Annotated in this window: 8 protein-coding genes and 1 pseudogene; 3 read left to right on the forward strand and 6 right to left on the reverse strand. The window is 36.4% G+C overall.

Annotation, left to right across the window (positions count from 1 at the left end; translation table 11 throughout):
* Positions 1-254 precede the first annotated feature (254 nt).
* Both FD50_RS10760 and FD50_RS10765 read right to left on the reverse strand, forming a co-directional pair.
* Positions 255-2,063, reverse strand: coding sequence for a DUF262 domain-containing protein (locus tag FD50_RS10760; protein WP_056961631.1), 1,809 nt, complete (start codon positions 2,061-2,063; stop codon positions 255-257).
* A 53-nt stretch (positions 2,064-2,116) separates the two neighbouring features.
* Positions 2,117-3,244 (reverse strand): hypothetical protein, encoded by a 1,128-nt coding sequence (locus tag FD50_RS10765; protein WP_056961632.1) that lies wholly within the window; start codon positions 3,242-3,244, stop codon positions 2,117-2,119.
* Positions 3,245-3,931: 687 nt separating this feature from the next.
* Between FD50_RS10765 and FD50_RS12735 the strand changes: the two are divergent.
* Positions 3,932-4,067: pseudogene (locus FD50_RS12735) on the forward strand (transposase); the annotation flags it as partial.
* 277 nt (positions 4,068-4,344) lie between these two features.
* Here the strand turns inward: FD50_RS12735 and FD50_RS10770 are convergent.
* The 4 genes from FD50_RS10770 to FD50_RS10790 form a co-directional block, all read right to left on the reverse strand.
* Complete coding sequence (locus FD50_RS10770; protein ID WP_054755814.1) at positions 4,345-5,031, reverse strand: 2,3-diphosphoglycerate-dependent phosphoglycerate mutase; 687 nt, start codon at positions 5,029-5,031, stop codon at positions 4,345-4,347.
* Positions 5,032-5,148: 117 nt separating this feature from the next.
* Positions 5,149-6,330 carry a MalY/PatB family protein gene (locus tag FD50_RS10775; RefSeq protein ID WP_056961634.1) on the reverse strand — a complete coding sequence of 394 codons (1,182 nt, stop codon included), beginning with the start codon at positions 6,328-6,330 and terminating at the stop codon, positions 5,149-5,151.
* 13 nt (positions 6,331-6,343) lie between these two features.
* Positions 6,344-7,399, reverse strand: coding sequence for an AI-2E family transporter (locus FD50_RS10780; protein ID WP_056961636.1), 1,056 nt, complete (start codon positions 7,397-7,399; stop codon positions 6,344-6,346).
* A gap of 230 nt (positions 7,400-7,629) precedes the next feature.
* On the reverse strand, positions 7,630-9,552 hold the full coding sequence (locus tag FD50_RS10790) for a fructose-bisphosphatase class III (protein WP_056961638.1): 1,923 nt from the start codon (positions 9,550-9,552) through the stop codon (positions 7,630-7,632).
* Between the two features lie 270 nt (positions 9,553-9,822).
* On the opposite strand from FD50_RS10790, the gene FD50_RS10795 reads away from it, so the two are divergent.
* On the forward strand, positions 9,823-10,131 hold the full coding sequence (locus FD50_RS10795) for a hypothetical protein (RefSeq protein WP_054755807.1): 309 nt from the start codon (positions 9,823-9,825) through the stop codon (positions 10,129-10,131).
* Between the two features lie 435 nt (positions 10,132-10,566).
* Complete coding sequence (locus tag FD50_RS10800; RefSeq protein ID WP_056961639.1) at positions 10,567-11,667, forward strand: glycosyltransferase; 1,101 nt, start codon at positions 10,567-10,569, stop codon at positions 11,665-11,667.
* Positions 11,668-11,844 lie beyond the last annotated feature (177 nt).

Genomic DNA, 11,844 nt, shown 5'->3' on the forward strand with positions numbered 1-11,844 from the left:
TCTTTAAGACATCGTGTTTTCCTAAAATAGATTTTAAAAGTTCCTGTAGAGCATATCATACCACTATTTTTCATTAAATATTGAGTAGGTATCTCGGACCAGCTTTTGTCAAAATAAAGGAACATAACGTTGTGAAAAGGTACTTTAGCACACTAATCTAGAAGGGAAGACTAAATTACACATGCAAAATGAGTTGAAAAGTATACCCTATTTGCTACAGATACTTTTTACAGTTTTTTAATTACTATTAGATTTCACATGTTTAAGAATCTTTGCCTCTCTTCATTACTATCCTTTTTATCGAACATTTTCAAAAAAATATTATAATCAGCAACTCTATCAGCTAAAATTGGAATTAAATCCTCTTTATTTTTTGAAACATCTACTTGATTTAATCCCCAATTTTTAAGCAACTCCAATAACTCATCAGAAATACGAATATCTCTTTCGTATATTTCATTAAGGCCCCAATCATTTTTACTTTGGGATAAGTCCAAAAGAACCTGAACATTTGATTGTGCATAGCTTGCTAACTTTTTTTGAAAATATCCATTGCTAGCAACAATATTCAATCTTTTTTCAAATGGTATTTTGTTTCCAATGTGTTCAACCAATCCTTTTATTTCTTCATCTGTAGCTGATGAAAAATAACTAGACTGCCATTTTTGAGGTAAAATATGTTCTATTTCCCATCTATCAGGTAATAATTTGTCTTGATGTTGATAAGAAATAATTTTTAAAATCATCCTTACTGTATTTCTATGAGCATTTTTTATTTTATCTTTCAATTCCTGTTCATCAATTTCCTTAAAATCAAATTTAGGAGTTGAAGACTTTATAATTTCTGCATTCAAATTCAGAATTCCGCGTTTAACAGCATTAATTGTTGGTGTAACAATGTACCTAGCAGCTAAAGTTGCAAGTAAATGTTTTAAAAAAATTAAAAATTTTATTTCAAAAGATTTATCTTGATGGTATTTCAAATAATATATTACTACTGGATACTTCCAGAACTCATTAGGGTATGAAGAAAGACAATCTAAGATCTGCTGTAACTTAATATTTTTTGACCATTCCTCATCGTCTAAAACTATTCTATTGTTAACTACAAACCAGAGATTTAGTATAATTTCTAAATCTCTCATCACATTATTTTTATATAGTTTTTCGAAATTATTTTTGGAATAATATTTGCGAATACCAAGTGTTGTTGTATTTCGATCATTTTCAAGTGCCCTCAAATAAAACATATAGTAATAAAATAACTTTTGAATGCTCTCACCTGCACTAGATGCATCATTATCTAATCTTTGCCACTCATCAATAAATTTTTTCTTTCCAGATTGATTTAGATTATTATAAATCTTTGCTTTAAAAATATCAGAATCGGATAGAGCTAATCCACGATTATTAAGTGTAGAAAAAATTGTCAATGCTGTATCCTGAGAATCTGCTGTAATAGGCAATAAAATTGCTTTATTTAATACATTTCTAATGAACCAATAAAAAAGTTCTGGTTGAGCAGTTGCATATTTTTCGATTTGATCAACAAATAGATTATAGTTTTTTGAGTAATTATCTTTTGAGTCTATTTTTGTAGAACCCGATATTAATATTTCTGAAAATACCTTATTACCTTCGTCACCCATCACCCGTGAAACAATCAATGTCTTTTCAAAGTTTACCGCAGCGGTTAATTCGTTTTGTTCCCACAAAGTAGATTCAATTTGGGACTTAAAGTTCTTTGATTCCGGTGTTTCCACCATTGATGTTAATTTTGAATAAATTGCTCTTAGCAATAAAAATAAAGAGGTAATTCGCTGTTGACCATCAATTATCTCTTGTTCACCATTATCGTTTTCATATGCAACAATCGTTCCTAGAAAATAAGTACTCTCATTGTTGTTTTCCGTATACTCAATTAGATCATCAAAAAGTGTCTGTATTTGCTCATCTGACCAAGCATATGGCCTTTGATATTCTGGTATTACAAATTTCTTATTTTTGCCAGTTTCCAATAATTGCTTAACACTCTGCTTATTAACTTCAATTGTCGTAGTCATATTCTAATCTCCATTTACATATTATTTTTGCTTTACCCCACTAGTACTCATTATCAGGGTAGATAGTAAACCTTGTTATCTTTCAAAAGCAATTTAGTATCTTGTGTAAATAGATCCAACGTTACTTCTTCTGGTTCAATATTTTTTAAATTTCGTTGATGCTGAATTAGTTTTTCTGCCTCCAAATTTATCTTTTCATATTGCCATTCTTCATTTACCTTAGCTGCTAGGCCAAAAAGTTTCCCTACAATACCTTGTTTAGAGTACCGGTGATGTTTTAGATCTACATCATATTCATCCTGCTCTTTTGTATGCCATTCTTTTATATTCTCAAAAATTTGATTAGTTTTGTTCAAATATTCATTGTATACATTGAAATATCCTTGTCCTATTCCATTCTTATTACTAAATAGTAATGAAAGACGACCAATTTCCTTAAGAATTGATAATAAGCTTTGTTGAAAAAATAATAATGCTTTTAATTCATTTACTTTCTTTAAATAACCATCAAATTTATTTATATCTGAATTTGTTAACAAAAAACTGATTTCATCATTAACCTGTTCCATTAGTTGTGTTGCTGTATCACGATAGTTCATTAAGGTATTTCTGTGTACAGTTCTAGTCTCAACATCGTTTAAAATTTCAACACTAAATCTAGCACAGTCTTTTAGATTCACAATCAATGCACGAATCTTACTTTTAAATTCACTTTGCTGGGATTCTTTAATTTCTGTAATTGAACTATTCAAATCATCCATTTTAGAACTGATTTCAGTCATATAATATTGTCCAACAACCATTGAAGCAACATTCATTACATTGGCTGTCGATAATGCTTTTGGTTGCTTTGCTTCCTTTAGTAGTGCTTGACTTTTGATTTTCCCATTTTTCCCTTGAACAAATCCTCCAAGATAATCTCCATCTCCATGGGCTTTAACTAATGTTTCACCTTTTTGTATAACAACTTCATAAAGCCCATTTTTGTTATTTCCAATAGGAATATTCTTAGTAAGTAACCCTGCAAAACTTGGAGATAATGAAGTTATTTCGTCTAAAACTGCACTATCTGTAATTTCATGTAGCTGTTTATTCAATATATCTTTATCTGTTTTAGAAATAAATTTAAGCTCGTTTTTGTTTTCTAATTTTTTGCCATTCTGCTTCGTCCAAAAAACCATAATAGCACCCCTTTGTAACCCCTAAATTCCCCTAAAAATAAATATTCACAATAACTGTTCGCTGACATTTACTACTATTATGTGATTCTAATTTTAGAATAACGATTTCTTTAAATAATTTCAACTTTTAATCTCCTTCACAAATTATTTGTCATACTTTATATGATCACCACTAAAAATCTAATTTTCTTTCTTAAATAATGCTTGATTTTATCTTCTTTAATAAAAGTTCTTTCTCATCTTTGATAAGCTTTAGCAACTCATTGGCAGGTATTTTGTGGCATTAATTTTTTTCTCTATAGCTCACTGTAAACTACTGATTTTTAATAACTGGTCATCATTTTTCAATATGTATATGATTTTTTCTGATACTGAATCAATCTTTTCATTTAATCTTTTGTGTTTCGTATTGCACTTTCTAATAAGTTCTATAAACTTTAAAAATTTAATTTTCTTTTGTAAAAAACCTTATTGATTGATGCATTTGAAGAACTGGTTCACCCAACTATAAATAGTCTGTGAAGAGTTAGATTCATCTTTTAAACACACTTACTTTATGCACATCCTCTCGCAGACGCTTTAAGAAATCGTGAGTGTTCAAAGTTCAGTCAAACTGCAGGTTGAAATTATAATAAATCCTATCGTAAATACTTATCACTAATTATAAAAATATGATGGCAAATAACTCCACTAGAAGATGCTAACCGAAAAATTAAACAAATTAAACGTACCGCACATGGATACAAAAACTGGTCACATTTTTACACTCGAATTAGAATTGAATTTACGATTCAAATAAAAAAGAAAACCAATTCGAAAATGAATTGATTTTCTCATAAAAATTTCTCATCAACAGCGGCTGACAAAGAGTCCTTTTAAATACCTGTCAATTAACAACCATCCAAAATAGAGAGTGTGACATAAGTCGGGAAAATTTGAGTGCTAACTCGAAATTACGAACATAGCGAGTACTTTGCGATGAGTAATTCGAAGTTAGACGAAGAATTTTGACTTATGGAACACGTTTATACGGATAAAAGAGGGGCTGTGACAAAAGTTAAATTTTGTCACAGCCCCATTCATCTTCACTTTATTTAAGCTTAAAGCTTTTCTTTCTTAACAACGTTCAACTTATCATCCAAGTCATAAACAACTGGTTGACCAGTTGCCATTTCAACACCCATGATATCTTCGTCTGAGATACCTTCGATGTATTTTGTGAGGGCACGAAGCGAGTTACCATGTGCTGCGATGATAACGTTTTTGCCATCTAACAATTTAGGTGCAATTTGGTCTTCCCAGAATGGGATTACACGTTCCAAAGTAACTTTCAGGTTTTCGCCACCTGGAATTGCACGTGGATCCAAGTCTGCGTAACGGCGATCCTTTGCTGCAGAACCTTCGTCATCAGCACTCAATAATGGAGGCAAAACATCGTAAGAACGACGCCAGATGTGAACCTGTTCGTCACCATATTTTTCAGCAGCCTTTGCTTTGTTTTTGGCCTGCAATGCACCATAATGACGTTCGTTCAAACGCCAAGTCTTAACTTCAGGAACCCAAAGTTGATCTGATTCTTCCAAAGCATAGTGCAAAGTCTTGATTGCACGTGTCAAAACTGATGTATAAGCTTGGTCAAATTCAAGACCTGCTTCTTTAATCTTACGTCCTGCTTCTTTGGCTTCTTCTACACCTTTTTCACTTAAGTCAACATCTACCCAACCAGTGAAAAGGTTTTTCAAGTTCCATTCACTTTGTCCGTGACGAATAAAAACTAATTTTGTCATAGTTAGCGAAAACCTCTTTCATATTTGATTTGTTTACACATCACATTTTACACTGAAACGCTGAAAATTCATAGTACAACTAGTACCAAATTATGAAAAGCCCTAGTCAAGGCTGTTTCACGCTTGGATAGCCGCACATAAGGCTGCTACAGCCTTTTCGATATTAGCTGGCGGAGTCGCTAAGTTAATTCGAATAAACCCCTTACCCACAGGCCCAAATTCTTCGCCAAAATCGACAGCCAGCCGCGCCTGATGTTTAATAACCCACTCCAGCTTATCAACAGGCACTACTTGGGACAAATCGACCCAGGCTAGATAAGTTCCTTCAAGCTCATAAACTGTCAGTTGTGGAAATGCGGTTGTCAAAGTTTTTTTGAGATACTCATAATTATGCTTCACGACTGCGAGCATTCCGGCAAGCCATGTTGCACCTGTGCGATAGGCCGCTTCGTCTGCAACTTGACCAAGTAAGCTGCCGCTTGGCGCATGTAACCGTGCAACGCAGTGATCATAACGTTCACGCAACTGCGGGTTAGGAATCACGACATGGCTATTTTGCAGCGCCGCCAGGTTAAACGTTTTAGAAGCAGAATCGAGCATTACTAGATTGTCTCTGTAGTAACCTTCCTTAATAGAAAGTGCTGAAATAAACGGACGCTTGCCGACGATCAAATCATGATGAATCTCATCTGAAACCAGCAAGACTTTTTCCTGACGACAAATTTCTAGCAGGTCTGCTAATTCTGTGCTGCTCCAGACACGCCCGACTGGATTATGCGGTGAACACAGCAATAAAAGCTTGACTTCTTTGGCTTGAAGCTTAGCCTGGATATCCGCCAAATCCATTTCATAGTGCGTCCCATTGCGTTTTAGGTTTGAGATAACAGGAATGCGCTGATTGTCTGTAATCACACTTAAAAAGGGCGCATACACCGGCTGGAGAATCATCACCGCGTCACCCGGTTCTGTTAGACAAGTTACCAAGGTACTGAGAGATTGAACAACCCCAGTCCCGAAACGCAGCCAATCATGTTCTAACTCGGTTCCATAACGTGTTTGCTGCCACTTAAAATAAGCTTCGTAATAACTTTCTGGTGTCAGTGAATAACCGTATGCACCATGCGCAATTCTGTTTTGCAGTGCTTCCGTAACTGCTTCAGGTACTTTAAACTCGGTGTCTGCTACCCACAGCGGCAACAAATCATTTGTCCCGTACTTTTCTTGCATCCCGTCCCACTTCACTGAGGAAGTATGGCGACGTTCAACTGCATACTTTGCCACAAATTCAGTTAGTTCCATTTAAAGATTCTCCTTACTCTGACTTCAATTTTTTCCTGATATCCTTAAGTCGATTTTTACGCGTTTTAATAGGTTTGACCCCTAAGATATCTAATAGGAAGGTGAAGATTGGAATTCCAACAATCAGCCCCCACACCCCGAACAATTCCTCTGAAATAAAGAGCACCACAAAGGTATAGAAAATTGGTAGCTCAGTTTTATTTGACATTAACTTAGGATTCAAGACATAGGCTTCAATCGAATGAATTACAAATAACATTGCGACAATGTAGACTACATAGCGCAAACCGCCTACCGAATAGCCAATAATGGCCATTGGAATTGCCGAAATGATTACACCCGCTACCGGAATAAGACTCATAATAAAAATCAGCAATGATAAGCTGAACAGTTGCGGCATTTGTAAAATCGCCAAACAGATCGTCGTGAGCGTTGTATTCACAATTGCGATCATAAACTGCGTCTCAAGGACAATTCCAAAGGTATTCACGAACTTGTCTGCAAAAAAATAAATATCTTGGAAGAACCATGCATTCGGTCCGCTCAAAAAGCTTTTGGAAAAGCTGTACATTCTACTTTTTTCGATCGTAAAGAAAAAGCTGAGGATCAAAGATAGCACAAAGGTTACACCCATTGTTCCAACACTCGTGACGTATTTCAGTAACAATGTCACGCCATTTTTCATCTGTGCGGCAATGGTTGAGTCGCTAATCATACTACTAACGTATTTCAAAATCGCATTGCCATCAACTGAAGGACGTTGATAAAAGCTGATTAAATAGCGCACCATTGCTTCTGTCTGGGCAAAAAGCTTCGGTAAATAAAAGGTAATGGCTAAGTACAGCATCCCGACGATCAACAGATAGACCACCGTGACAATTACCGGCGCCGGAATCTTAATATGTCTTCTAATAAATGCAGTTAAGCTGACCACTAAAAAGGTAAAGATAAACGTCAATAAAATTAAGTTCATCATCACACGCATTTCATAGAGCACAAAGATGACTACCAATAATACAACTGTCCGCCTAAGTTTAATGTTTGCCAAAAACTTTTCCCATACTCCCAAAAAAAACACTCCCCGTTTCCATTGATACTCTTATTGTAACTGAAAATAACATAAAAAGCCGATCGACTTCAGTTAAAAGCCAAACTTTATAAAAACTAAATTTTTTATTAAATTCAAAAAAGCTATGCCTACATTGGACTTTCCTCCAACTTGCCATAGCTGCTCCGCACAAAATTTGTGGTTCCAATCTGAATATCACGACTGCTTTCAAGCTTTTTAGGCAGCGCTGTTTACTTATCATATTCACCTAACAATTCACGTAACAATTGCAGATTTTCTTTAATTTGTTTACCAATATCCGTATCTGCAACCGTTTGACGTTTGATTTCCTGGTTAACCACTCGTTTTGTAGAGATAATGTCACGCCCATTTTTGATTGCATCTTCTCTTGTTGTGAAGGGATGATGGGTAACTAGTTGCAAGCCATAAGAGTTATACAACAACGTATACCCCCCGATTCCAGTCGTTGGTTGATAAGCTTTAGAGTAGCCCCCGTCAATCACAATCATTTTTTTGTTAGCCAAAATCGGTTGCTGTCCTTTTTTGACAGGAGTATGTCCATTAATCACATAACCAGTTTCGGGATCCAATGAAAATTCACTCATGAGTTTGCGGCAAAACCATTCTTCCTTGCGTAGCGCGAAATAAGCATTCTTACGTTCAGTATGTGTCTCAGGTGCAGCCACAAAATAGCGTGCAAAGGTGGTCATCGCATGCTTCCCAAATAACGGCGACAATGGTCCTTGCCACAGATACCAAGTCATATCAGTCGCAAAATCATCTGTAACTTCGGGATGCGCATACGCCGTCCGCAATTCCTTTTCACAAAAATCCAATAAGGTGCGGCCAGCATATTTTTTACCCTGATAGGCAAAACTTTGAAATTCCCCATCTTTTTCAACCGGGATACATCCGTGAAATAAGAGGTTGCCGTTATAGCATTTATACATGCTGCCCTTATCCATCATAAAATCAAGATGCTTACGTAATTTAGTCGCATGCATGAAAGAATAAAGCAATGAACGCGTAATTTCTAATTCCTCTGCGTTTAATTCATAAGGATTTTTCGGATCAACCGTCCCAAAACAAGTATTTATAAGGGAATATTTTTTCCCCTCAATCGTAACTTCTTTTTTTACCCAGTCGATTTTGTCAAGTAACGGCAATTTTTGAAGCTCAAGTTCAGGTCTGCGCTGACAAAGCTGCCCTTCAAGCTTAAACTGGATAACTGTCACTGCCTGATGAATTTGTGTAATTTGCTTTTTCTCATCTGGCAAGATAAACGAGGCATCCTCAACCGTCTTCGGTCGAAAAGCCGGAATATCATGGTAATTTTTTTCGGCAAACATTGAAAGGTGTCGCAAATTAATTCCATAAGCATCTTCAATAATAGACAAATTATTGTAACGTGCACAAATCCGCAACAGGTTCATCAAACATAAAGCAGACCCTGAGGCCGCTCCCAGCCAGAGAACATCGTGATTCCCCCATTGAATATCCAGTGAATGATAAGCCATCAGCGTCTCCATAATCTTGTCCGGTAGCGGTCCACGATCGTAAATATCACCAATTACATGCAAATGATCGACTACCAGTCGCTGAATTGTATAGCAAGTTGCAATAATGAACTTATCAGCTTGCTGCAGCTCAACTAAGTTACGTAGGATCTTATTATAATAATTCCGCTTGTCAGGCTCTTGCTGATCGTTATACAGCAATTCTTCAGTAATATAAACGAAGTTAGGATCCATGGCTTTTCTAACCTTGGAACGCGTATACTTTGTCGCCGTGATTTTCAACAATTCAATCAAGCGTGCAATTGTATTGAGGTACCATTGCTCAAGGTCATCTTGATCCTTGGTATTTTCCTTTTGAAAGGTAATCTTGTCTTCTGGATAATAGATCAGCGTGGCAAATTCTTGAATGTTTTTGGGAGTCAATCTACCACCTAAGTTTTCAACAATTTTTTGCTTGATGTTGCCTGATCCATTCCTCAGAATATGATCAAAAGCATTATATTCGCCGTGAAGATCACTGACAAAGTGTTCGGTAGCTTTTGGCAAATTCAAAATTGCCTCTAAGTTTGTGATCTCAGTAATCACATCCTGTTTTGAGGGGAATTTTTCCCGCAATAGCTCTTGTGTATACGACATACTTGAAATCTCCCTTGGCATATATTAACATTAAGTTGTTAGCGGTACCGTCAAAATTGGTACACGTTAAATATACACCATCGAAGGACAAATACCAATATTATTAAGATAAGCATTAGCACTTAATAAAGCTTACTACAGCTTAAAGATCTGCAACATTAATTAATTATACCAATTTTTAATTATTTGCGGTATTTTGATTGTAAAGCGTTTTATTAAGTGCTAATGTATACCTGTTAATTCAAGTGGACATACAAAGGAGGTCTCTTCATGGATAACACAGTGATCGAAAAAACAGAAGCACGCGCAGAGAAAAATACTGAGTGGCGTCTCTCAAATTCAGAAAATGGACATTTTCTCAACGTAGTTTTTGGTAAGGATGTCGAAGAAGCAATGAAACGTCAGCGTAACTTCTCATTCAACCGCTTTGAATCAGAACAACTTAATAATCTGCGGGCTTTAGTGCAAGAATTAGATCACGACTATGAATTAGTCTTAGATGAAAATGCCATCGGATCCGATTACATGCCGCTTGCAGCTGATGATGCTAAACAACTGCTAAAAGTAATTGTGGACTGATTAAGCACAAGTATGTTCAAAAAAGAACTTTATAATCTGGTTAAAGCTAAGTAAAAGTTCTGACAACATGGATCATCTTTAAATAAACTCAAAAGACTGAATCAAGACTCGCATTTTGATTCAGTCTTTTGAGTTTATTTTGTGATTTACAGATTAACGTACTCCCACCAGCACTTCCACAAATTATTTGTAATCAATTCTGAATTACTTAATTCAAGCCCTGCTTGCCGCTGGCGACTGTACTTCCTGCATTCTAATCAAGTTTTAGCAGATATTTGGCAGTTGTCATACTTCTACTTTAACGTGCTGCTATTTTGCAAGCAGCTGCTTGAAGGCTTATAGTAAGCGTTTACTTTGGAAAACTGTTATTATCTATAGTAACCATCAGTTGTGCTTCACTTTCAAGCTAGCTTGCTCTAATAAGGAGTGAAAATCATGAATATTTTAATCTGTACAGAGAACTTAATTATGGATGGTGTTAAACGCGTAGCAACTGTGATCGGGAATGAACTCTCCCGAAAAAATACTGTATATTACTACTCACTTTCTAGTGACCCGTCTTTTTTCTCACTCGCCGCCCCTTTACTGCATGCTGTCCATCCAGTAAACACCGGGAAAAGTTTTCGAGAAGATCGACCTTTGCAGCGTTTTACACAACAAATTACCGACTTACTGACCGTCATCAAAAAATACAAAATCACAGTTGTAATCTTGAACGCTGGGCTTTTTACCAGTTTTGCCCCTGTGCTTAAGCAGCGGCTTCCAACTGTTAAGTTGATCGCATGGTTGCACAACAACTATGAAACCTACTTGGAAAAATATTATCGTCAAATGGCACCTGAATTCATCGCCGGTTTAAATGCAGTTGACACTGTGATCGCTTTAACTGAACATGATTTAAAAAAATTCAAACAACACAATCAACATACCCTAAAAATTTATAACCCGGTGACTTTAAAAGCACATGGCCATGCAAAACTCGTCAACCCAACCATCGCAGTCGTTTGTCGCTTAGATATTCAGCATAAGGGTTTAGATCTTTTATTAAATTTAGCTGCGCTGTTACCGACACCATGGCAAATCAAGGTTGCCGGCGATGGGCCTGAAAAAGAAGCTCTTCAAACCGCTATTACCAACCAAAAACTCTCACAAAAGATCAAGCTGACAGGTGCCTTAAATGACCTGCAGCTCCGAAAACATTACCAAAGCGCCTCGCTTTTCGTCATGACCTCACGTTGGGAAGGACTGCCGCTTGTCATTGGAGAAGCAATGGATTTTGGCCTTCCAATCGCCAGCATGTGGAATACCGGTGCCCAAGAGTATCTGCAAAATGGACAATATGGTATTTTAAGTGCTGATCATGACGTGGCCAGCTTTATGCATAACCTTTCTCCGCTCCTACAAGATCTCAACTTGCGAAAACATTGGAGTAAGCTTGCCTTAACGCGTGCACAAGCCTTTCAACTCCCAACAATCGTTGCTCAATGGGAGGAGCTTTTACACAAAATGACTCCTAGCAAGTCCAGCAGCTTTTAGTCAAACTGTACCGTGGTATTTTGTGCTTTTGAAAAAACAGTTGTAGTCTAATTTAGTTTAACTTGGCTTCGCTGGTTAGCTTTGAAAAAGTTCAGCGTCACGTTACTACTTTTGTGTATCCACTAAAGGGGCTGTGACAAAAGTTAAATTTTGTCACAGCCCCTCTTTTATTCCGGA

The sequence above is a fragment of the Liquorilactobacillus satsumensis DSM 16230 = JCM 12392 genome, assembly GCF_001435195.1.
Lineage (GTDB): Bacteria > Bacillota > Bacilli > Lactobacillales > Lactobacillaceae > Liquorilactobacillus > Liquorilactobacillus satsumensis.

Coding starts and splice junctions, on each gene's coding strand:
- FD50_RS10760 (WP_056961631.1), bottom strand. CDS start 2,063: ATGACTACGACAATTGAAGTTAATAAGCAGAGTGTTAAGCAATTATTG.
- FD50_RS10765 (WP_056961632.1), bottom strand. CDS start 3,244: ATGGTTTTTTGGACGAAGCAGAATGGCAAAAAATTAGAAAACAAAAAC.
- FD50_RS10770 (WP_054755814.1), bottom strand. CDS start 5,031: ATGACAAAATTAGTTTTTATTCGTCACGGACAAAGTGAATGGAACTTG.
- FD50_RS10775 (WP_056961634.1), bottom strand. CDS start 6,330: ATGGAACTAACTGAATTTGTGGCAAAGTATGCAGTTGAACGTCGCCAT.
- FD50_RS10790 (WP_056961638.1), bottom strand. CDS start 9,552: ATGTCGTATACACAAGAGCTATTGCGGGAAAAATTCCCCTCAAAACAG.
- FD50_RS10795 (WP_054755807.1), top strand. CDS start 9,823: ATGGATAACACAGTGATCGAAAAAACAGAAGCACGCGCAGAGAAAAAT.
- FD50_RS10800 (WP_056961639.1), top strand. CDS start 10,567: ATGAATATTTTAATCTGTACAGAGAACTTAATTATGGATGGTGTTAAA.